The sequence below is a fragment of the Methyloceanibacter sp. genome (genome assembly GCF_050728395.1).
Taxonomy (GTDB): domain Bacteria; phylum Pseudomonadota; class Alphaproteobacteria; order Rhizobiales; family Methyloligellaceae; genus Methyloceanibacter.
In genome coordinates this window covers 1-21,533 of the sequence record NZ_JBOHJB010000012.1, presented here as the reverse complement: position 1 = coordinate 21,533, position 21,533 = coordinate 1, and the positions used below count along the sequence as shown (strand labels likewise).

The following is a 21,533-nucleotide window of genomic DNA, read 5'->3' as shown; positions in this document are numbered from 1 at the left end:
CTCACTCCGCGGCAATTGCGTGCCGTCTCGTCCCGGCGGCCACGTCGCGCGCGGCCTTCAGCACCTCGAGCCCCGCGCCATCGAGATGCGCATTCTCGGCGAGCACCCGGCGGAAGGCGCGCGCCCTTGGCTGGCCGTGGAACAGCCCGAGGATGTGGCGGGTCATCTGATTGAGACGCACGCCGCGGGCAAGCTCTCCCTCCGCGTAAGCCATGAAGCTGTCGAGCACTTCGAGGCGCGACGGCGTAGGCTCGCCGGCCCCGAACAGGCGCTGATCGACCTCGGCGAGGATGTAGGGATCCTGATAGGCGGCGCGGCCGAGCATCACGCCGTCGACATGGGTGAGGTGCTCCGCCGCCTCGCCGAGCGACCCGATGCCGCCATTGACGATGATGGTGAGATCAGGTCGCCGCGCCTTCATGCGATAAACGCGGTCGTAGTCGATGGGAGGCACGTCGCGGTTCTCTTTCGGGCTCAGGCCTTCGAGCCACGCCTTGCGCGCGTGCAGGATGAAGATGCGGCAGCCGCCTTTGGCGACGGCATCGATGAAGCGGTCGAGGCTCTCCTCGGCGTCCTGATCGTCGATGCCGATGCGGCATTTGACCGTGACCGGAACCTTGGCGGTTGCGCCCATCGCCGCGATCAGGTCGGCGACAAGCTCGGGCTCGGCCATCAGGCAGGCGCCGAAGCGTCCCGCCTGCACCCGATCGGACGGGCAGCCGACATTGAGGTTGATCTCGTCATAGCCGGACTCGGCGCCGATGCGCGCGGCCTCGGCGAGGCCTTGCCGGTCGCTGCCGCCGATCTGCAAAGCGACCGGATGTTCGGCCGCGTCGAAGTGCAACAGCCGCTTTCTGTCGCCGCGCAACACCGCATCCGCCGTGACCATCTCGGTGTAGAGCAGGGTGTGCTTCGAGATGAGCCGCAGGAAGTAGCGGCAGTGGCGGTCGGTCCACTCCATCATCGGCGCGACGCAGAAACGATGTGGATTCATCTTCAATGACTTGCTCGACAATCGCTACCCGTAGCGCTCACCCCAGCCATGCAGGGCTTTCAACACTGGGCCGAGCGCCTTGCCCTTCTCAGTGAGGAAGTACTCATAGCGGGGCGGATGGGTCTCGTATAGGCGCGTGGCGATGACCCCCTGGGCTTCAAGGGATTTGAGCCGCGCAGACAGCGTGTTGGGCGCCACGCCCGGAAGCCCCTGCTCCAGCTCCTGAAAGCGCAACGGCCCTTTGCGGAACAAATCGCGCAACACGAGCAGCGTCCACTTTTCGCCGATGACGTCGAGCGCCTGCGCCACCGGGCAGTCCTTTTGGCCGTAACCGTTTGCCATAAATGCTAGATAACCGCGCCCCTTGAAGAAATCAAGTCACTAGCTCTTGACAAGTGACTCTTGTATTTATAGCTACTGGAGGCAACGCCTTTGATAGGAGCGTGTCATGACCATTCCCACCTATCTTCCCTATTTCGTCGCAGCCGGTACGGCAGCCACCCTCATTGCCATCCTTTACGGCCTCAACCGCGCGCTTGCCGACGCGAATTGGCCGGCTCCGGATCGCATGCGGACGTTCCTCGTCTCAGCGGTCATTCTCATCGGCTGGCTCGCGGCGGCAGTCACGTTCGGTGCCATGGGCGTCTACCAGGTGAACACCGGCGACATTCCGACGATCCAATATGGCATCCTGCTGCCGATTTTGATTGGCGGCCTGTTGATCTGGCGGTCAGAGACCACAAGGCGCATCATCGCCGCCGTGCCCCAACAATGGATCGTCGGAGTCCAGCTCTATCGCGCCCTCGGCGTGATCTTTCTGATCCTCTACGCCGCTGGCAAATTGCCGGGTCAATTCGCCTGGCCGGCCGGCGTGGGCGACATCGCCATCGGTCTCCTGGCACCCATTATCGGACTTGCTTATGCGCGGGCGCCACGTAAGGCCATTGGCCTCGTCGCGGCATGGAACGTGTTTGGCATTCTCGACCTTATCGTTGCGGTCGGAACCGGCTTTATGACCGCGCCGTCGCGGTTCCTGTCCTGGGATGTCCATCCGACGAGCGCGCTGGTGACGCTGCTTCCCATGGTGATGATCCCGGTCTACCTCGTGCCGCTCTCGATCGTGCTGCACCTCGCCTCGCTCACAAAGCTTCGCCGCGAGTCACATGCATCCGAGGGTCAGGGCCGAATTGCTGGCGCTCAAGCATAAAGCATCCCTTCTAGCTGCCAGTCCGGCGACGTCGTGGTGAATACACAAGGAACTCAGGCGATGAGCACTGCATTATCGGCTCTTTTGATCTTTATCGGCGTCGGCATCTTCGTGTGGCTGTTGTCTTTTGTGGTGGAGGCCCTGCGGCCGGTGCCGCGAGAGCCGCAGAAACTGCGCTGGGCTCCTGACCTTCCCGTCGAGCATATCGAGGTGGGCGGCAACACGCTCCGCTACATCAAGACCGGCAAAGGTCCCAGCCTCGTGCTGCTGCACACGCTGCGAACCCAACTTGACCTGTTCGAGAAGGTGATACCGGAGCTCTCCAGGCACTTTACCGTCTATGCGCTGGACTATCCCGGGCACGGCTATTCGGATATTCCCAAGGCCCGCTACGACGCGGCCTTCTTCACTGAAGCCGTCGAAGGCTTTCTCGACCGGCTCGATCTTCGTGACGTGACGCTCGCCGGCGTTTCGATCGGCGGATCGATCGTTTTGACCGTCGCAGCCCGGCGCAACCCGCGCGTTCTGCGCGTCATCGCCATCAATCCCTACGACTACGCCAAGGGCCGCGGCATGGCGCGAAGCTCAATTTTCGGTTGGCTTGTCAACTATACGGCGCTTGTTCCGGTGGTTGGCGAGACCGTAATGCGACTCCGGACGCCCTTCATCAATGGGGCAGTGCTCCGCGGCGGCGTCGCAGATCCCAACAGCATTCCGTTTGCGCTCGCGAAGGAAATTGGTCTGGTGGGAAATCGCTCTGGCCACTATCGTGCTTTCTTGAGCCTCCTGCGCAATACGGAAAGCTGGGAGACGGCAACCAAGAACTATGGCCGTATCGAGGTGCCGGTGCTGCTCGTTTGGGGTGACCAGGATTGGGCGCGGCCCCCCGAGCGCGAGCATGACCGCACGCTGATCCCCAACGCACAAATGACGACGCTTGCGCGCGGCGGGCATTTCCTGGCGCTCGACAGGCCTCAGGAGCTGATCCAGCTGATCGTCCGCTTCGCCGCCGAAACGCCGGCCAGAGTGGCAGGCCGCTAACGCAAGTCCGATGAGGCGCCCGGTAGGGCCGGCGGCCGCGGCTTGGAAATCATGAAGGCGGCAACGTCCCAGGCCTGCTGCTCGGAGAGCACCGGATCGAGATAGCGCACACCGAAGGGCATGTTGGCGCGGATATAGGCGGCGGCGTAAGCGAGCTTGGCCATGCCGGCCCCCGCGTTGAAACTGTCGTCGCCCCAGAGCGGCGGGATCGAATAGCCAAGGCTCGGCGGGTTGTTGCGCTCACCCAGCCCATCATCCTTGTGGCAGTTGGCGCAGAGCTGGGCATAGACCTTCTCGCCACGCCCACCGTCCGCCGCCAAAGGCGGGTCGGAGAGCGGGAGCAAACCCATGCCGGCGACGCGCACGCCTTCCGGCGTCCCGTGCCCCAGAAACTTGATATAGGCGATCAGGGCCTCCATCTCAGGGCCATCCTCCGGCAGGTTCTTGCCATTCATGCTGCGCCGCATGCAGCTATTGATGCGCTCTTTGAGCGTGAGCACCTGATGGTCCACCAGCATGGGAAACGTGGCGAAGGTCGAAACAAAGGGAGCTGCGAATGGCCTGAGCCCCGCGTCGAGGTGACAGTTCACGCAAGCAAGGTCGTTGCCGGCATAACGCGTCTGCGGATCGCTCGCGCTCTTGCCGATATGGGTTGCGGTGTCGACGATCAGGGCATGGCCGTAGCGGATGATGTCGTTCTCAGGGCTCGCCGGTAGGTTGGTGACGTCGCGCGCATACCAGTTGGTCGGCCAGCCCCATATGACGTAGCCGGCCCCGACTCCTGCCGCCAACGCCGCGACGAGCGCGATGCCGACCATCCAATTACGATCCTTCATGGTCCGTTCACCCCATTGATGCGAGACGCGAGAGCGGCCAAATCAACTACACTATCGAGTTTCTGCCTAGGGAGAGCCTGCAGGTAATGCACCACGATCTCGCCGATATGACGGAAAGCGCCGCGCATATGGCCACCGATCCCGTATGCGGGATGAAGGTCGACACGCATGCCGGCAAGCCAACCGCCGGGCACGGCGGCGACACGTATTATTTCTGCTCGGAAGGCTGCCGCGGGAAATTCGTGGCCGATCCAGAGCGCTATCTCACCAAGCAGGGCGAGGCGAAGCCGCTGCCCAAAGGCACGCTCTACACCTGCCCGATGCATCCCGAGATCGTGAAGGAAGGGCCGGGCCATTGCCCGATCTGTGGCATGGCGCTCGAGCCCATGGGCGTGCCGCCCGAGATCGCCGACAATCCCGAGCTGATCGATTTCACCCGCCGGCTGAAAGTCGCCGTGCCGCTGTCGCTCGCGCTGCTCGCGCTCGACATGGGAAACCATGTGTTCGGCATCGACCTGCTCCCCTTCCTGTCGGCGAGCGCCAAGCAGTGGCTGCAGCTCTCCATCGCCATTCCCGCCGTGCTGTGGTGCGGCTGGCCGTTCTTCACGCGCGGCTTCGAATCGCTCCGCTCCATGCGGCTCAACATGTTCACGCTGATCGCCATGGGCACCGGCGCGGCGTTTCTCTATAGCGTCGTCGCCACGGTGGCCCCCGGCCTGTTCCCCGCCTCCATGGCCGACGCCCACGGACTGGTACCGGTCTATTACGAGGCCGCCGCCGTCATCGTCGCCCTCGTCCTGCTCGGTCAGGTGCTGGAGTTGCGCGCCCGCGAGCGCACCGGCGGCGCCATCCGCGCACTCCTCGACCTTGCGCCAAAGACGGCGTTGCGGGTCGAGAAGAACGGCAAGACCGAGACCGTGCCGCTTGCCGAGGTCAGGGTCGGCGACGTGTTGCGGGTGCGCCCCGGCGACAAGGTGCCGATCGACGGCACGGTGACCGAAGGCAGAAGCTCGGTCGATGAGTCGATGCTGACCGGCGAGCCGGTGCCGGTCGAGAAAGTCGCGGGCGACCGCGTCACCGGCGGCACGCTCAACGGCACCGGCAGCTTCGACATGCGCGTCGATCGCACCGGGGCCGAGACGACGCTGGCCCAGGTGGTCGAGATGGTCGCGTCGGCCCAGCGCTCGCGCGCCCCCATTCAGGCTTTGGCCGACACCGTGTCAGGCTATTTCGTGCCGGCGGTGATCCTGGTCGCGGTGATCGCCTTCTTCGCCTGGTTGTTCCTGGGGCCCCCGCCTTCGCTCGCCTATGCCCTGGTTGCGGCGGTGAGCGTGCTCATCATCGCCTGCCCTTGCGCGCTCGGGCTCGCCACGCCGATCTCGATCATGGTGGCGACCGGGCGCGGCGCGCAAGCCGGCGTCCTCGTGCGCAACGCCGCAGCGCTCGAGCGTCTTGCGTCGGTCGACACAATCGTGGTCGACAAGACCGGGACGTTGACCGAAGGCAAGCCAAAGCTGACCGGCATCCAGGCGGCGCCGGGCTTCGACAGCGGCGAGGTACTCCGCCTGGCCGCCTCGCTTGAGGCCGGCAGCGAGCACCCCCTCGCCGAGGCGATCCTACGCGGCGCCCGCGATCAGGCCATCGCACCGGCCAAAGCGCTGGATTTCGAAGCCATCACCGGAGGCGGTGTAAAGGGCCAAGTTGAAGGCCGGACGGCGATCCTCGGCAATGCACGCCTTATCGAGGCTGCGGGCATTAAGACTGCCCAACTCGCCATGGCGGCGGAGGAGCGCCGGCGCAATGGCGAGACCGTCATGTTCCTCGGGGTCGACGGAAAGCTCGCTGGGATTGTTGGCGTCGCCGATCCGATCAAACCGTCCACGCCCGAGGCGATCGCTAAGCTGCATCAGCTCGGATTGAAGATCGTGATGGCCACGGGCGACAATCCCACCACCGCCCATGCCGTCGCCTCGAGCCTCGGCATCGATACGGTCCATGCCGAGGTCAAGCCCGAGGACAAGCTCAAGCTGATCGAGGAGCTGCAGCGCCGAGGCGCGGTCGTCGCCATGGCCGGCGATGGCGTGAATGACGCCCCTGCGCTCGCCAAGGCCGATGTCGGCATCGCCATGGGCACCGGCGCCGACGTCGCCATGGAAAGCGCCGGCCTCACGCTGCTGAAAGGCGATTTGCGCGGCATCGTGCGGGCGGTCAACCTCGCCAGGGCGACGATGCGCAACATCAAGCAGAATCTCGTCTTCGCCTTCGTCTATAACGCGCTTGGCGTGCCGATCGCGGCTGGCGTGCTTTATCCGGCCTTCGGCATGCTGCTGTCGCCGATGATCGCCGCGGCGGCCATGAGCCTGTCTTCAGTCTCGGTGGTGACCAACGCGCTCCGCCTGCGAAACGTCACCCTCGACTAGCGTCTCGGTTTGAATTAGCACCCTTGACGGAATCCCTATCCGGCCTTCGGCCGCTTTATCCTTGAGCACGGTATATGGAGCACCCCTATGGCGGACAAACCTGTGATCATTAAGGTCTCCGGCAAGAAGACCGGCAAGAACGACAAGTTCACCATCGACGAGAAAGAGCACCCGGACCTTTTTGCGGCGCTCAAAGCCTATTTCGAGGCCCATCCCGATATGGCAGGACTGAGAGTGCGCGTCGAGGGGCGCGACTGATCGAAGGCCCAAAAGGTGGGGAAAGACCCACCTCGGAGCAACATCAAGCAAACGCGCTCCGTTTGTGGAAACGCCGAACTCGACTAACGGCAGTCCCCGCGAGTCAGCGCTTTTTCCAAGGGCGCCCTGTCTCAGGATTCACGTAATAGGTGATCATCAGCATCGCGAGCAGGATGCACGAGAAGAGGCCGGCGAGCATGCCGAGCCAAACCGCTGAACCGATTCCACTGATGCGTGCGACCTCGTCGGCCAAGGAGCTGCCGCCGAGCGAGGCGACCGCCGAATAGATCAGCACGATATTGGGAATCTTGGAATCGTCGGGGCCAGCGCCCGCACGTTTCATGATCTCGTTGCGGGCAACCCCAGCAATCACAGTTGCGAGGAAGCCGGCAACCACCGCGAGATAGAAGCCGGTGAGCGCGCCGCCGAGCGCCAATCCGACAAGCGCGCCGACGACAGCGCCGACCAGAATCACGATCAACAGATTTGCAGACGTCATCGATCCCTCCCCCAATGCCGCTGGCCTGAACCCGGCCTGTGATGCGGCGGCAGGCACTATGCCAAAGGGCGGGGAGCAGGAAAAGCGCTATGGGAGAGGCGCCCACAAGGGGGAGGATGCCCCGTCCCGCCTAGGGCAGGATGCCGATGTCGCCGCTCGCCGGCGGCCCCGCCGTCGGCTCCCGCCCGCGGGGCAGGCGCGGACGGTACGTGGCAAGCGCCGCCGCGAGCTTGCGCCAGGTGGCGAAGTCGTTGAGCGAGGAGCGCTCGAACAGAGTCACCACCACTGCGGCGAGGAAGGGGAGGCTCTGCACCAGCAGGACCGCGCTGAAGATCGAGATCTCGGTCACCTGCTGGTAGTTGGTGAGATAAAGGCCGAGCGACCCAAGGATCAGCAACGTCCCAAGCACGCTCTCCCAGAGGGCTGGGAAGCGCTGGGTGGCGCACCCGGCACAGCCCTTGGCCGTGCGCAGGAAGGGCACTCCATCCTTGATTAGTCCATCCGCCACGGCCCGGGCGACCGTCAGCTGCAGCGCCATGGCCGAGAAGGCGGCGCCGAGCGATGCGAAGGTCGGCGCCCGGACCCGCGTCCGGTAGAGCACCATGAAATGCAGCAGCATGACCGAGAAGGCGGCGAGCACGGGAATGGTCAACACCGCCTGCGGCACGGCAATGCCGAGAAAGACGACGAGCGGCATCCAGATCAGGTTGAGAATTGCAATCGCGACGCCAAGGCTCTCGGCGCCGAGCCAGGTGAGCCAGCCGAACAGAAACTCCGTCCGTTGCTGCGTGGTGATGTGGCTCCGTCCGGGGATGAAGGCGCGCCAATGCTTCTTGATGAGCTGCACGCCGCCATAAGCCCAGCGGTGGCGCTGCCGCTTGTAGGCGGCGAAGTCCGACGGTAGCAGACCCCAGCCATAGCGCCGGCGCGTGTAGTGAGTCCACCAACCGCGCGCGAGCAGGGTAAGCCCGAGATCGGCATCCTCGACGATGGTGTCGCTCGACCAGCCGCCGGCATCGGCGAGAGCGCTGCGGCGTACGAGGCACATGGTGCCGTGCGAGACGATGGCGTTGACCTCGTTCCGTTGCACCATGCCGATATCGAAGAAGCCGGCATATTCGCGGTTCATCACCGCGTGCACCACGCTCCGGCCGCCGTCACGATGATCCTGCGGCGCCTGCACGAGGCCGACGCTCGGGGTGGCGAAGGCCGGGACAAGATCCTTGAGCCAGTCCGGATGAACGACATAGTCGGCGTCGAGCACGCCGATGATCTCGGCTTCAGGCGACGTATGGTCGAGCGCGAGCCTGAGCGCACCGGCCTTGAAGCCTTCGAGTCGGTCCTCACGAACGAATTTGAAGCGTGGCCCGAGCAGCTGGCAGTGCTCCTCGATGGGCCGCCAGAAGCTCGCCTCGGGGGTGTTGTTGATGACCACGATGCATTCGAAATTGGGCCAGTCGAGCTTGGCCACGCTATCCAGCGTCTCCAGCAACATCTCCGGCGGCTCGCGGTAGGCCGGAATATGGATCGACACCAAGGGGCGCCGGTCCGGAACGACGTGGCCTGGGACCAATAACCGCTTCGGACCTCCGCCGAAGATGATCTCGGCAAGCTCATCGAGGCGTTGCTTCATGATGGCGAGCAGCGGCACGAGCAGCGCGGCGCCGACGATCATGGCGATCAGCGAGCCCAGCACGAAGTAATGCGTCGCCCAATAGTCGAAGACGCTCGATCCCCAAGCACCGATGGCGTGCGCCGTGCCGGCGAACACGGCAGCCTGGATTGGCGTCACGCCGGGGCTGGCGAAGATCGGGATGCAAAGCAAGAGGCCGATGGCGAGCGCAGCCACGGTCTTCAGCACCCAGTTCGGCGTCTCGACCGATCCGGCGAGGGCAAATTTCGGCGCCCGGTCGCTGTTGAAGAGGCCCCAATAGGCGCCGACACTGCCTTCAAAGGTTTTCCACGGCTGGTCGAACGCCTCAACGATCGAGTAGTCGATCCCCATGGCGTCGGCGCGGGCGACGAAATCGCGGATGATATCCGCCTGCGCCACCGGATCGGGCACCGCGGCAAGGCGATTAAGGCCGGCACTCGGCCAGCCAAACTCGGCGATCACGATGCGCTTGCCGGGATAGGCCTGGCGCAGCCGCTGATAGATCTTGATGGCGTGATCGACGGCGACCGAGCTCGGCAGCCCTTCCCAGTAGGGCAGAATATGCACGGCGAGGTAATCGACGGCAGACACGAGCTCTGGATGCTCGAGCCAGATGTTCCACACCTCGGCCGTGGTGACCGGCACTGAAACCTGGCGCTTTACCCGCTGGATCTTGGCGATCAGATCCTGAACGCCCGGCCCGCGATGGAGCATGGAGCTGCGATAGAGCGTTTCGTTGCCGACGATGATACTGTCGATGTTGCGATGGTGCTTGCTAAGCGCGATTGCGGTCTCGATCTCTCTCTCGTTCTGATCGTCCCACGCATCGATCCAGGCGCCGAGCGTCACATGCAATCCGAATTCGGAGGCCAGCTCCGGAACCGCATCGAGCCCATTGCCGACGCTATAGGTGCGGATGGCGCGGGTGTAAGGCGCGATCACGGCGAGGTCCGACCTGATCTGCTCCTCGCTCGTGACGTCCCTCTCGCCGTCCCGGCCGGCTGCGATGGGCGAGAAGGAAACGCTGGCGAGCTGCCCAACCACGTTCGGGGGCGAAACCCGCTGGTGCATGAGAAACCAGCCAGCCGCATGCAGGACGGTCGCGACCGCGACCACGAGGACGACACCAACACTACGCATTTCTGGGAGTCTTTCAGCCTGACCCGGCTTGTTAGGTCCTAGCCGCAAATGACGGCATCGAAGCGGAAGTCCCCTGATAAACTCTTGTTAGTTCGGAATAGTTCCGCTCTTGGCCGGAGGGACGTTAGTCGTCCGGCTGGCGGCGGTGGTTGTTCCTTCTGGATCGAGCCAGCAGTCATGGACCCGGGCAGCAAGCCGGTCCGCAGCCTTTGGATCGATTGGTCCCTGACGAATGACGCAGCGAAAGGTCAGTTTCAGATGCTCGGCTGAGCAGCCGAAACGGTCGTAGAGATCGAGATAGCGCCGGGCCGTGTCGACATCGTCGCGCCACAACAGGCTCGTGATCCTGCGCCCGGTCCACACGCACTCCGCAGACCCAGCGGAGAGCGAGAGCCGCGCGGCGGCTTCCCGATATTCCTCGATCTCTTGCTTGATCCGTTCCTCTGCCTGCTGCTCGGCAGACTTCTGGTCTTCGGGCTTTTGTTCGCCCTTTGCCTGGTCGGCGGGCTTCTGCTCGCCCTGCTCCGGGGGCTTCTGCTCGGCCCCTTGACTCTGCGCCGAGGCGACGGTGAAAGACGTTAACAAAAGGCCGCCTGCTAACAGGGCGGCGGAACAAAAAGCGAATCGCATGTTTAGGTGCCCGACGGCCGACGCGATGATCAGTTTGCGCATTAGACAGGCAAAATTTGGCGGTCTAACGGCAAATCCTTCAATATCACTTCGCACTCGCACAAACCAGAGCATTTGGTTTAACGCGGCGCACAAAGTTGTTTATGTCGCATCGTTGGCCATCCCGTGACCCTGCCATGACCCGTCTCATCCTCCTCTTTGCGCTCGTGGCCTCAGCCATCGGGCTCTTCTGGTACGAGATGGGCCGGCCGAGCCCCGTCCCCGCATCGCCGCTCGCCCAAGGCCAGAAGCTGAACTGCCTGTCCTACGCTCCGTTCCACGGCAGCCAGGCGCCCTTCGACCAGCCACTCCGCATCGCCGACGAGCAGATTGAAAGCGACCTGAAGAAGCTCGCCCAAGTCACATCCTGCATCCGCACCTATTCGTCGGCGCGCGCCCAAGGCAAGATCACCAGGTTTGCCGACAAGCTTGGCTTGAAGGTGCTGCAAGGCATCTGGATCGGCCGCAATCTGGCGGAGAACCGGCGGGAGATCGAGGCGGCATTGCGGCTTGCCCGCCGGCACCCAGGCGTGATCGAGGCCTTCATCGTCGGCAATGAAACGCTACTCCGCGGCGAGCTCGGTGCCGACCGGATCATGACCTATCTGCAAGAGATGCGCCGCCGCTCGGGGATTCCCGTCACCTATGCCGACGTTTGGGAGTTCTGGCTGAGAGCGCCCGAGCTCGCCCCTGCCGTCGATTTCGTCACCATCCACATCCTGCCTTATTGGGAGGACGAGCCGGTCGCGGCCGCAGACGCGGTGGACCATGTGCGTGAGGTGCGGAGCAAGGTCGCGGAGATTTTTGCCGGGAAGGAGATCTGGATCGGCGAGGTGGGATGGCCGAGCGAGGGCCGCATGCGCGACAGCGCGCTACCGTCGCCCGCCAATCAGGCGCTGGTGCTGAGCGGCGTCGTGGAAGCCGCGAAGGCCGAGAACTGGAAGGTCAATCTAATCGAGGCCTTCGATCAGCCTTGGAAGCGTCTCCTGGAAGGAACGGTTGGCGGCTATTGGGGCCTGTTCGACGATAGCGCGCGGGAATTGAAGTTCCGCTGGGGCGAGCCGGTATCGAACCACCCCAAATGGCGGATTGAGGCTGTGCTCGGCATCGGTGCGGCGTTTCTCGTATTCGCCACTGCGTGGTTTTCGCGCCGTAAGAACGATGCCGGCGAGGACGGCTGGGGACGAGACCTCGCTATCGCGGCGATCGCACTTGCCGCCGGACTGGTGTTCGGCTGGGCGGCGCTCGGCCTGCCGATGGAACCTCCCGAGCCAGGCGACCGGCTGCGCTCGGCGGGAATGATTGCGCTTTCGCTGCTCGTGCCCATGCTTGCGGCTTGCGCGGTGGCGCGAAGCGCGCCGCTTGCGACACTCGCCGTGGCCCTCAACCCGCAGCTTGCCCGGCACGTCGATTTTTGGAGCCTGCTGCTCGCCATTCTCTTCGCCGCGACGCTGGTGGCGGCAATCCATGTAGCACTCGGGCTCGTCTTCGATCCCCGCTACAAGGACTTCCAGCTCGCCTTGCTGACAGGACCGGTGCTGGCGCTCGCCATCGTGACTTGGGTGAAGGCGCCGCCCCGTTCCCCCGGCATGGCCGAGCGAGTCGCAGCCGCTCTGCTCACCTTCTCGGCCCTGTTTGTCATGTTCAATGAGGGGGTCGCCAATTGGCAGGCACTGTGGTTCGGCGGCCTGCTCGTTTTGCTCGCGCTTACCGCGCTCCGGGCCACGCCCGCGCCAGGCTGAGCACGAGCAATGCCACTGCGAGTGCCGAGAGACGCGTGTTGTAGAGGACGAGCCCAAACGCCGCGGAGAGGATCCCGACGCCGAAGGCCACAACATTCGGACGCCAGAGCTGGAACAGCGCGGCAACAACCGCAGTCCAGCCGAAGATGCCCCGCACGAAGAGCTGGATCGCGGCAAGTCTCGCGGTACAGGTCAGGCTCTGCTCGCCGGCCTCGCAAGCCAAGCCGACCGGCGTGTTCTGAATGATGCCGTAGCGGAGATAGAGGGCGAGCCCAACGGCGGCGACCACAAGCGGACTCAAGATGAGAACCGCCCGGCCTGAGGGCTTGAAAAGAATCGGGGAAAGATTGGGCCGGGCTGGGGAGTCGCGCTGCATCGGCAACGGGTCATAAGGCAATGAGAGCCCCGCGTCATCCCGCGCGGCAAAGCGCACCGGAACTCGGCCTTGGCATTGGCGGCCTGACCCTCTAAGAGCGGCAGGAACAAGGACGGTGGGATAGATGAATCAAACGACCCGGCAACCGAAGCTGCTCAAAGATTACGCACCGCCAAACTATTTGGTGGATACGGTCGATCTCGACTTTGCGCTTGATCCGAATGCAACCAGGGTCAAGTCCAAGCTTCGTTTGCGTCCCAATCCAAAGGCCGGCGCTGCTGGCCGCCCCCTCGTGCTCGACGGCGAAGGGCTCGTGTTGCAAAGTCTGGCGCTCGACGGCAAGCCGCTCGGACTCGACGACTATCGGCTCGACGAGAAGTCTCTGACCATCCTGAGCGTGCCGGACCGGCCCTTCAACGTCGAGACCGTTGCCTTGTGCAATCCCGAGGCGAACACGGCGCTTTCCGGCCTCTATCGCTCGCGCGGCACCTACTGCACCCAGTGCGAGCCGGAAGGCTTTCGCCGCATCACCTTTTTTCTCGACCGGCCGGACGTGCTCGCAATCTATACCGTCCGCATCGAGGCTGACGCCGAGACGGCGCCGGTGCTCCTCTCCAACGGCAATCCGGCAGCTGCCGGAAAGGTGCCGGGCACGGGCAGGCATTTCGCGCTGTGGCACGACCCCCACCCCAAGCCCTCTTATTTGTTCGCGCTCGTCGGCGGCAACCTCGCGCAGGTGCCGAGCCGGTTCACCACCGCCTCAGGGCGCGACGTGGCGCTCAATATCTATGTCGAACCCGGCAAAGAGGATCGCTGCGGCTGGGCCATGGAGTCGCTGAAGCGCGCCATGCGCTGGGACGAGGTGCGCTTCGGCCGCGAATACGATCTCGAAATGTTCAACATCGTGGCGGTCAGCGACTTCAACATGGGGGCCATGGAGAACAAGGGCCTCAACATCTTCAACGACAAGCTGGTGCTGGCGCGGCCTGACACGGCGAGCGATGCCGACTACGGCGCCATCGAAGGCGTCATCGCGCATGAATATTTTCACAACTGGACCGGCGACCGCGTCACCTGCCGCGATTGGTTTCAGCTCTGCCTCAAAGAGGGGCTGACCGTGTTCCGCGATCAGGAGTTTACCGCCGATATGAGATCGGGGCCGGTCAAGCGCATCCTCGACGTGCGCGCGCTCAAGACCCGCCAGTTCCCCGAAGACGCCGGTCCCCTCGCCCACCCGGTGCGCCCGGCCTCCTACATCGAGATCAACAACTTCTACACGGCGACCGTCTACGAGAAGGGCGCCGAGCTTTGCCGCATGTTGCAAACCTTGCTCGGCCGCGACGGATTCCGTAAAGGCCTCGATCTCTACTTCGAACGCCATGACGGAGAGGCGGCGACGGTCGAGGATTTTGTCGCGGCCATGGCCGACAGCTCGGGACGCGACCTCTCCCAGTTCATGCTTTGGTACAACCAGGCCGGCACGCCGGAGCTCGCCTGCTCGCTCGACTACGACGCGCGGTCGAAGCAGGTACGGTTGTCCGTCAATCAGGTCGTCCCGCCGACACCAGGTCAGGCCCGCAAGGAGCCGATGCCGATCCCGCTCAAGCTCGGATTGCTCGGCAGCAATGGCGACGACTTGCCCCTCAAGCTTGCCGGCGGCGCGCCTCTTGCCGATGGCCTGATCGAGGTCACCGGCCGCGAGCAGACCTTCACCTTCGCCGATGTTCCCACGGCGCCCACCCCATCGCTGCTTCGCGACTTCTCGGCGCCGGTCCGTCTCAACATCAGCCTCAATCCGGACCAGATCGAGTTCCTGATGATGCACGACTCCGATCCGTTCAACCGCTGGCAGGCGGCGCAAAGCTACGCCACGAACCTGTTGACCGCGGCAGCGCGCGACGGCGGGAGCGAGGAGCCGGTCGCGGGCAGAGAGGCCATCCGGCTTGCCCAAGCCCTCGGCACCACCGCCTCTGAGGCGTCGCTCTCCGCCGCCTATCGCGCCGAGTTCCTCAAACTGCCAAGCGAATCCGACGTCGCCCGCGAGCTTGGCAAGAACGTCGATCCCGACGCCGTGCGCAAGGCCTATGAGGCGCTCCGCGCCACCATCGGGCGCAAGATCAAAGCGACCTTGGTCGAAATCTATGACAGCTCTGCCGCAAGCGGCGCCTTCTCCCCTGACGCCGAGAGCGCCGGCAAGCGCGCGCTGCGCGGCGCCATCCTCGATCTCCTCGTCGGCACCGGCGAAGCGGCAGAGATCGCGCGCGGCCTCCGCCACTACCGCGAGGCGTCGAACATGACCGACGCTATCGCCGCGCTGTCGATCCTCTCTCACCTGCACGTGCGCGACGAGGTGCTCGCCGATTTCTATGCGCGCTGGCAGGACGAGCCGCTGGTCCTCGACAAATGGTTCGCGGTGCAGGCGAGGGCGACGCGGCCCGACTCGGTAGAGACGGTGCAGGCGCTGCTTTCTCACGCCAAATTCTCGCTGAAAAACCCCAACCGCGTCCGCGCGCTGATCGGCAGCTTCGTCAACGGCAATCCGACGGGCTTCAACCGCGCCGATGGAGCGGGTTACGAGCTCCTGGCGAGCTCGGCGTTGCAGATCGACCGCTTCAACCCGCATATGGCGGCGCGGTTGCTTGGCGCCTTCGAAAGCTGGCGTACTTTGGAGCCCCGCCGCCAGGCCCTGGCCAAGAGCTCCTTGCGGCAGCTGGCATCGAGCCAATTGTCCACAGACAGCTACGAAATCGTCACAAAGACCCTGGGCGCCGACTGATTCGATAATACGTCAATCAGTTATTAACTAATTTTCCACAATTTTTCCTTGGACAGTCAGGAACTCCGACTCCTTCAATAGAGAGCGATTCGGAGATGCGGCAGTTCTCCGGCTCGAGCAGGGGAACCACCCATTAAGGGGGACCGAATGTCGCGGATTAATTCCGCGCAGCAGCCATTGTTCGCAATCGCGGCGCCGTTGTGGCAGGGAATCCGCGAGAGCCTTGGCAGCCATCTGCCCAGAGCCGAGCTGCTGCGGCGCACGGTTCCGGTCCTTATTGCCATCTTCGCTTCGCTCGCGGCCATTGGCCTCGTCACCCAGACCCTCCAGTCGAGGCAGTCGGCATTTGAGCTGGCCGAAGAGCGTCTGGCGCTCATGGCAGACCTCACCGCGGTGCGTCTGAAGGACGAGGCGCTGAAGCCCGACAGCAATTGGCAAAGCGCGCTTGCCGCAAGCCTGCCCAAGGGCGCGACGCTCGACGAGCGCACCGCGCTTCTCGCCAACGACGACGGCGACATCCAGGCGCGGGCGCCGCTGATGACAACCGAGACCGCGAGCCTGCTCGCCATCCTCGGACCGCAACAGCCGCTCACCACCTTCGGAGCCGACGCCGGGGTCTTGCGCATGACCCTCACCGACGGTACCGACGCCTTCGTGACGGTGCGCGACCTGCCGGAGAAGAACGCGCAAATCGCCTTCATTCAACCGGTGCATGCGGCTCTTGCCGGCTGGCGGCGCGACGCGAGCCTTGAGATCACTCTCCTCATTTGCACCGGCCTCGTGCTCGCGCTCCTCGGCGGCGGCGTCTGGTATCTCGCCCCGGCTGAGACGCGTAAAGAGGACGATGTTGTTGCGGGTCACCTCACCGAAGCGTTGTCGGCATGCCCAGTGTGGCGATGGAATTTGGCGCGCGGACACGTCCATTGGTCGGCGCCGATGTACCGGGCGCTCGGCCGGATGCCGGTCGACGAGACCGTGGCCTTTCGCACCATCGCGCAGTCGCTGCATCCCGACGACGATCTCCGCGCCATCGTCGATCGCCATTTGCGCGACGGCAAGACGCATTTCGATCAGAGCTTCCGCATGCGCCATACGGACGGCCATTGGCTCGCCATGCGGCTGCGTGGACACGTCACCCGCGACAAGCAGACGGGAGAGCCCCACCTCACGGCGATCGCCGCCATCGAGCAACAGGACCATTCCTCATCGCCTGATGCCAATGCGCGGCTGCGCGACGCGGTGGAGACGATCTCGGAAGCCTTCGTGCTGTGGGACAACCAAAACCGCCTGGTGATGTGCAACAGCAAGTACCAGCAGTTTCACGGACTTCCCGATGCGGCCATCCGGTCCGGCACCACCTACGAGGCGGTCATTGCCTCGGCTGCCGATCCCGTCATTCGCAAACGCATCAAGGTGGATGGTAACGGTGAAGAGGCCTGCACCTATGAAGCGCAGCTCGAAGATGGCCGCTGGCTGCACATCAATGAGCGCCGCACCAGGGACGGCGGCTATGTCAGCGTCGGCACCGACATCACGGTCCTCAAAGAGAGCCAGCAGCGCCTCGCCGACAGCGAGCAGCAGCTCCGGGCAAGCGTCACCGAACTCAGGCTGTCGCGCCGCGAGCTCGAGCAGCAGAAGCAGCAGCTGGTCGACCTTGCGGAAAAATACGCGGTGGAGAAGAACCGCGCCGAGGCCGCCAACCGCGCCAAATCAGAGTTTCTCGCCAATATCAGCCACGAGCTGCGCACCCCGCTCAACGCCGTGATCGGCTTCTCAGAGGTGATGGAGCAAGGGCTGTTCGGGCCGCTCGGCCACCACAAATATCAGGAATATGCGCGCGACATCCACGGCAGCGGCACCTATCTGCTCGAGGTGATCAACGACATTCTCGACATGTCCAAGATCGAGGCCGGCCGCATGGCGCTCGATATCGACAACGTCGATGTGGCCGACATCGTCGAGGACAGCATGAAGGTGGTTGGCCAGGCCGCCGCCGAGCGCGACATCAGCCTCTCCCGTCACGGCCCCTCCAAGCTCGTGGTCGAAGCCGACCGCCGCGCCCTGAAGCAGGTCTTCCTCAATCTCTTGTCCAATGCGGTGAAGTTCACCCGCGACAGCGGCAGCGTCGACGTGCATCTGTCGCGCACCCGCGGCCTCGTGCGCATCGCCATCAAGGATACCGGCATCGGCATCCCCGAAGCCGACATCAGGAAGCTCGGCCGTCCCTTCGAGCAGGTGGAGAACCAATTCTCCAAGAGCCATCAGGGCAGCGGGCTTGGCCTTGCCATCTCGCGCGCGCTGATCGAGCTGCATGGCGGCAGCCTGCAGATCAAGAGCCGCGAGGGCCAGGGCACCACCGTTACCTGCACGCTGCCCATCAAGGCCGTGACCGAAGAGGAAGAGGACGAGGCGGCAAGCGCCTAGTCAAACCCTCTCGCCCCTCAAGCGACAATCCGCTCATAGAGCTCGTGCACGGCACCGAGCGTGTCCTTGAGCATGGCTTCGAGCGTCGCGAAGTCAGGCATGTCGGATGCCCGCGCCAGCAAATCTTTGAGCGCGCGCGGGGCCTCGTCCGGGACGAAGGGTTTGTCGAGACAGAGCCGCAAGCATTGGGTAAGCGCCTGGTACAGGGTCGCAGCCGGGATCAGCATCTCGGCATCGCCAAGGGTGATCATCCCCGCCTGAAGCAGCTTGTTGAGCGCGCCGACGGTATTCTGATCGAGCACCTCGGGATGCTCGTGCGCGCTGACCACTTGCAGGAACTGGGTGAGGAACTCGATATCGATGAGGCCGCCGCGCACATGCTTCAGGTCCCAGATGTCGCGCGTGCCCTTCTCCTCCTCGATCTTGTTGCGCATGACGCCCACGTCGGCGGCGACTTGCGCCCTGTCCCGTGGCCGCCGCAGCACCTCCGCTATGGTGCGCTCGATGGTCTGCCGAAGCTCGGGCGGTCCGGAGACGACCCTTGCCCGGGTGAGCGCGAGATGCTCCCAGGTCCAGGCTGAGTTCCGCTGATAGTCGATGAAGCTCGCGAGCTTGGTCGCCACCGGCCCCTGACTGCCCGAGGGCCTGAGCCGCATATCCACTTGATAAAGCGAGCCTTCCGCCGTTTGCGCCGAAAGCGCCGCGATCAGCCGCTGGGTGAAGCGCGTATAGTACTGACTGCCAGGCAGGCTTTTCGGGCCTTGCGACTGCGCCGACTCGCCGGCGAAGTCGTGGACGGTGATGAGGTCGAGATCGGAGGCTGCGGTCATCTCGCGGCCGCCGAGCTTCCCCATCGCGATCACCGCGGCCTGTCCTCCCGGAACGCGGCCATGCTGGCGCTCGAGCTCGGCCTCGACGCGCGCGGCAAGAGTCGAGATCAGCGTTTCGGCAAGCGTGGCATAGGCCGCTCCGGCCTGCGGCGCGGTAATCGTTCCGGAAATCACCCGCACGCCAATCAGGAAGCCCTGCTCGCGCCCGACGATCCGCGACCGGTCGAGCGCGTCTTGATAGTCGAACGCTTGGTCGAGAGCCTTGACCGCGAGCTCCTTGAGCTTAGCAGGTGTTGGCAGCGCACCGAAAAATCCGGGATCGAGCACGGCATCCAGCAGGCGCGGACGACGGCCGAGGATAGCGGCCAGGCGCGGCGCCGTGCCCATGATGTCGGCGACGAGGCGCAACAGGCTCGGATTGGCGGCGAGGAGGGAGAAGAGCTGCACGCCGGCGGGCATTTCCGCCATCACCTTGTCGAAGGTGGCGAGCGCGAGGTCGGGCTCGGCGGTGCGGCCGAAGGTGTCGAGCAACGAGGGGAGGAATTCGGAGAGGCGCTCGCGGGCGCGTTCGCTCCGCGTGGCGGGATAGCGGCCGGACTGCCAGGCGCGAACGGCGGCGATGGCCTGTTGCGGATTGCCGAAGCCGAGCCTCTCGAGTGCGGCAAGGGCGGCAGGGTCGCCTTCGTCGCTCGGCAGCACGATGCTTGGTGCGCTTTCCGGCAGCGGCGGCAACTTTTCAAAGAGCGCGCCGTAATGCGCTTCAACGGCGGCAAGCTCACCGACGATAGCGTCGGCGAAGGTGTCAGCGTCGGCAAAGCCGGAAAGCGCCGCCACCCGGCGCAGCTCTTCCGGCTCGTCCGGCAGAGCGTGGGTCTGCTGGTCCCCGATCATCTGCAGCCGGTTCTCGACCCGGCGCAGGAAAAGATAGGCTTCCGTGAGTTCCTCGGCCGTCTTCGGCTCGATCCAGCCGTCTTGCGCCAGTTCGTTCAGAGTTTCGATCGTACCGCGTAAGCGGAGCTCGGGATGCCGGCCGCCGGCGATGAGCTGCTGCGTCTGCGCGAAGAACTCGATGTCGCGGATGCCGCCGCGCCCAAGCTTGATGTCGTGGCCGGCGACCGCAATAGTGCCGTGGCCCTTATGGGCATGCACCCGCCGCTTCATGGCATGGATATCGGCGATCGCCGCAAAGTCGAGATATTTGCGCCAGATGAAGGGTGCGAGCTGGCGCAGAAACTCCTCGCCGGCTTCGATGTCGCCGGCAATGACCCGCGCCTTGATCAAAGCGGCCCGCTCCCAATTCTGGCCGAAGCTCTCGTAATAGGTGAGGCCCGCGTCGGTCGAGAGCGCCACTTGGGTCGCGCCTGGATCGGGGCGGAGCCGCAGATCGGTGCGGAACACATAGCCGTCGCCGGTATGTTCCTGGAGGAGACGAACGAGCTCGCGGGTCAATCGCACGAAGAAGGCCGACGGCTCGATATCCGGCGCAAGCCCTGCCTGGTCCGCGTCGTAGAAGACGATGATGTCGATGTCGCTCGAATAATTGAGCTCGTGGCCGCCGAGCTTGCCCATGGCGATGACGAAATAACCTTTGGGCGTCGCCGTGGGGGGCCCGACGATCTGCCCGGCCTCGCGCGCCCGGCGAAAGAGAAACTCGACCGCCCGATCGACCGCGGTATCGGCGGCGACGCTCATGGCGCGCAGCGCGCCTTCCGTCGGCCAGACGCCACCAAGATCAGCAAGTCCCACGAGCAGCGCAATCCGCCTCTTATAGCGGCGGAGCGCTGTCATGATCTCCTTCGGCGACGTCGCCGCTTCGGCCGCGGCACCAACCTCGGCGCCAGCCTGTTCGAGATGGAGGTCGGGATCGCGAGAGAGGCAGTCGGCAACAAGACGAGGATCGCGCTGGGCAAGCGCGGCGAGATAGGGCGCCCCCGACAAGGAGCCCGCCAGCAGGTCGCGCACTTTAGGTTGGTCCCGCAAGAGCGCGGCTGCGGGAGCGAAGCTCTCATCTCCGCCAAACGCTTTCGTCAAGGTGTCGAGAATGTCAGCGCCGCGCGCCCCGTCATAGATCGCCGGGTGCGCGGCGATGCGCTCAAAGAACGCCGTCACGCCGGCCTTAATTCTGCTCCGGGCGCCTGATGTGCGGCTCCATTGAGCAGAGCCTGGCTCTCCGCCGGCAAGGACAGCACCACCTTGAGCCCGGGGCGGTTGTCTTCGAGCCTGACCACGCCCCCATGCAATCGCGCTACCGCAGAGACGAGGCTTAGGCCCAACCCGCTTCCCGGCTCCGACCGGCTCGCCTCGAGCCTGACGAAGCGGCCGAGCACCCGCTCGCGATCGGAGCTCGGCACGCCAGGTCCGCGATCGCTGACGATGATGTCCGCCATGTGTCCCCTCACCTCGGTGATCACGCTGACAACCGGCTCCGATCCGTTGCCGCCTTGGGCTTGCTCAGGCGCCCCGTATTTGATGGCATTGTCAATCAGATTGGCAATGGCCTGGCCGAGCAATTGACGATCGGCGCGCACGAACACCGGCTCGACCGGCTCGGCCTTCAGCGTGATGCCGCGCTCCTCCGCCACCGGCTCGTAGAGTTCCGCCACGTCGCGGACCAGCGCCGCCACGTCGAGGCTCTCCTTGTTGTCGCCGGCCGCGCCTGCTTCCAAC

At 64.5% G+C, this 21,533-nt stretch carries 16 protein-coding genes; 7 read left to right on the top strand and 9 right to left on the bottom strand.

Annotated elements, in window-relative coordinates; genetic code table 11:
* Position 1: 1 nt before the first annotated feature.
* Positions 2-1,000 (bottom strand): tRNA dihydrouridine(20/20a) synthase DusA, encoded by a 999-nt coding sequence (gene dusA, locus ACREC7_RS03750; RefSeq protein WP_431554356.1) that lies wholly within the window; start codon positions 998-1,000, stop codon positions 2-4.
* An 18-nt stretch (positions 1,001-1,018) separates the two neighbouring features.
* Positions 1,019-1,336: a winged helix-turn-helix transcriptional regulator gene (locus tag ACREC7_RS03745; protein ID WP_431554355.1), complete on the bottom strand. Its 318-nt coding sequence runs from the start codon at positions 1,334-1,336 to the stop codon at positions 1,019-1,021.
* A gap of 106 nt (positions 1,337-1,442) precedes the next feature.
* Between ACREC7_RS03745 and ACREC7_RS03740 the strand changes: the two genes are divergently transcribed.
* Together ACREC7_RS03740 and ACREC7_RS03735 are read left to right on the top strand one after the other, a co-directional pair.
* Entirely contained in the window at positions 1,443-2,201 is a 759-nt protein-coding gene (locus ACREC7_RS03740) for a hypothetical protein (protein ID WP_431554354.1), read from the top strand.
* 60 nt (positions 2,202-2,261) lie between these two features.
* The gene (locus ACREC7_RS03735) at positions 2,262-3,242 is read left to right on the top strand and encodes an alpha/beta fold hydrolase (protein ID WP_431554353.1); all 981 of its coding nucleotides are present in this window, start codon (positions 2,262-2,264) and stop codon (positions 3,240-3,242) included.
* Here the strand turns inward: ACREC7_RS03735 and ACREC7_RS03730 are convergent.
* Positions 3,239-4,078 carry a c-type cytochrome gene (locus ACREC7_RS03730; protein WP_431554352.1) on the bottom strand — a complete coding sequence of 280 codons (840 nt, stop codon included), beginning with the start codon at positions 4,076-4,078 and terminating at the stop codon, positions 3,239-3,241. The genes ACREC7_RS03735 and ACREC7_RS03730 overlap by 4 nt on opposite strands.
* 86 nt (positions 4,079-4,164) lie before the next feature.
* On the opposite strand from ACREC7_RS03730, the gene ACREC7_RS03725 reads away from it, so the two are divergent.
* Both ACREC7_RS03725 and ACREC7_RS03720 read left to right on the top strand, forming a co-directional pair.
* Positions 4,165-6,498, top strand: coding sequence for a heavy metal translocating P-type ATPase (locus ACREC7_RS03725; protein WP_431554351.1), 2,334 nt, complete (start codon positions 4,165-4,167; stop codon positions 6,496-6,498).
* A gap of 87 nt (positions 6,499-6,585) precedes the next feature.
* Positions 6,586-6,756 (top strand): hypothetical protein, encoded by a 171-nt coding sequence (locus ACREC7_RS03720; protein ID WP_431554350.1) that lies wholly within the window; start codon positions 6,586-6,588, stop codon positions 6,754-6,756.
* Between the two features lie 103 nt (positions 6,757-6,859).
* Here ACREC7_RS03720 and ACREC7_RS03715 read toward each other — a convergent pair whose 3' ends face one another.
* The 3 genes from ACREC7_RS03715 to ACREC7_RS03705 form a co-directional block, all read right to left on the bottom strand.
* Positions 6,860-7,255, bottom strand: coding sequence for a hypothetical protein (locus ACREC7_RS03715; protein WP_431554349.1), 396 nt, complete (start codon positions 7,253-7,255; stop codon positions 6,860-6,862).
* 130 nt (positions 7,256-7,385) lie between these two features.
* The gene (locus tag ACREC7_RS03710; protein ID WP_431554348.1) at positions 7,386-10,049 is read right to left on the bottom strand and encodes a glycosyltransferase; all 2,664 of its coding nucleotides are present in this window, start codon (positions 10,047-10,049) and stop codon (positions 7,386-7,388) included.
* An 87-nt stretch (positions 10,050-10,136) separates the two neighbouring features.
* The gene (locus tag ACREC7_RS03705; protein ID WP_431554347.1) at positions 10,137-10,634 is read right to left on the bottom strand and encodes a hypothetical protein; all 498 of its coding nucleotides are present in this window, start codon (positions 10,632-10,634) and stop codon (positions 10,137-10,139) included.
* A gap of 221 nt (positions 10,635-10,855) precedes the next feature.
* On the opposite strand from ACREC7_RS03705, the gene ACREC7_RS03700 reads away from it, so the two are divergent.
* Positions 10,856-12,460, top strand: coding sequence for a beta-1,6-glucan synthase (locus ACREC7_RS03700; RefSeq protein WP_431554346.1), 1,605 nt, complete (start codon positions 10,856-10,858; stop codon positions 12,458-12,460).
* Here the strand turns inward: ACREC7_RS03700 and ACREC7_RS03695 are convergent.
* Positions 12,426-12,761 carry a hypothetical protein gene (locus tag ACREC7_RS03695; protein ID WP_431554345.1) on the bottom strand — a complete coding sequence of 112 codons (336 nt, stop codon included), beginning with the start codon at positions 12,759-12,761 and terminating at the stop codon, positions 12,426-12,428. The genes ACREC7_RS03700 and ACREC7_RS03695 overlap by 35 nt on opposite strands.
* Before the next feature lie 199 nt (positions 12,762-12,960).
* Between ACREC7_RS03695 and pepN the strand changes: the two genes are divergently transcribed.
* Together pepN and ACREC7_RS03685 are read left to right on the top strand one after the other, a co-directional pair.
* Positions 12,961-15,612, top strand: a complete 2,652-nt coding sequence (pepN, locus tag ACREC7_RS03690) for an aminopeptidase N (RefSeq protein ID WP_431554344.1) — start codon at positions 12,961-12,963, stop codon at positions 15,610-15,612.
* Between the two features lie 147 nt (positions 15,613-15,759).
* Positions 15,760-18,036, top strand: a complete 2,277-nt coding sequence (locus ACREC7_RS03685) for an ATP-binding protein (protein WP_431554343.1) — start codon at positions 15,760-15,762, stop codon at positions 18,034-18,036.
* Between the two features lie 17 nt (positions 18,037-18,053).
* Here ACREC7_RS03685 and ACREC7_RS03680 read toward each other — a convergent pair whose 3' ends face one another.
* Together ACREC7_RS03680 and ACREC7_RS03675 are read right to left on the bottom strand one after the other, a co-directional pair.
* Complete coding sequence (locus ACREC7_RS03680) at positions 18,054-20,975, bottom strand: bifunctional [glutamine synthetase] adenylyltransferase/[glutamine synthetase]-adenylyl-L-tyrosine phosphorylase (RefSeq protein WP_431554342.1); 2,922 nt, start codon at positions 20,973-20,975, stop codon at positions 18,054-18,056.
* Positions 20,972-21,533: sensor histidine kinase (locus tag ACREC7_RS03675; protein WP_431554341.1), on the bottom strand; the 562-nt coding region annotated here is incomplete at its 5' end. The genes ACREC7_RS03675 and ACREC7_RS03680, both read right to left, overlap by 4 nt.

Excerpts from the sequence above, each read along its gene's own strand:
- ACREC7_RS03685 (WP_431554343.1), top strand. The coding sequence starts at position 15,760 with ATGTCGCGGATTAATTCCGCGCAGCAGCCATTGTTCGCAATCGCGGCG.
- ACREC7_RS03745 (WP_431554355.1), bottom strand. The coding sequence starts at position 1,336 with ATGGCAAACGGTTACGGCCAAAAGGACTGCCCGGTGGCGCAGGCGCTC.
- ACREC7_RS03735 (WP_431554353.1), top strand. The coding sequence starts at position 2,262 with ATGAGCACTGCATTATCGGCTCTTTTGATCTTTATCGGCGTCGGCATC.
- ACREC7_RS03700 (WP_431554346.1), top strand. The coding sequence starts at position 10,856 with ATGACCCGTCTCATCCTCCTCTTTGCGCTCGTGGCCTCAGCCATCGGG.
- ACREC7_RS03730 (WP_431554352.1), bottom strand. The coding sequence starts at position 4,078 with ATGAAGGATCGTAATTGGATGGTCGGCATCGCGCTCGTCGCGGCGTTG.
- pepN (WP_431554344.1), top strand. The coding sequence starts at position 12,961 with ATGAATCAAACGACCCGGCAACCGAAGCTGCTCAAAGATTACGCACCG.
- ACREC7_RS03725 (WP_431554351.1), top strand. The coding sequence starts at position 4,165 with ATGCACCACGATCTCGCCGATATGACGGAAAGCGCCGCGCATATGGCC.
- ACREC7_RS03720 (WP_431554350.1), top strand. The coding sequence starts at position 6,586 with ATGGCGGACAAACCTGTGATCATTAAGGTCTCCGGCAAGAAGACCGGC.
- ACREC7_RS03740 (WP_431554354.1), top strand. The coding sequence starts at position 1,443 with ATGACCATTCCCACCTATCTTCCCTATTTCGTCGCAGCCGGTACGGCA.
- ACREC7_RS03715 (WP_431554349.1), bottom strand. The coding sequence starts at position 7,255 with ATGACGTCTGCAAATCTGTTGATCGTGATTCTGGTCGGCGCTGTCGTC.
- ACREC7_RS03710 (WP_431554348.1), bottom strand. The coding sequence starts at position 10,049 with ATGCGTAGTGTTGGTGTCGTCCTCGTGGTCGCGGTCGCGACCGTCCTG.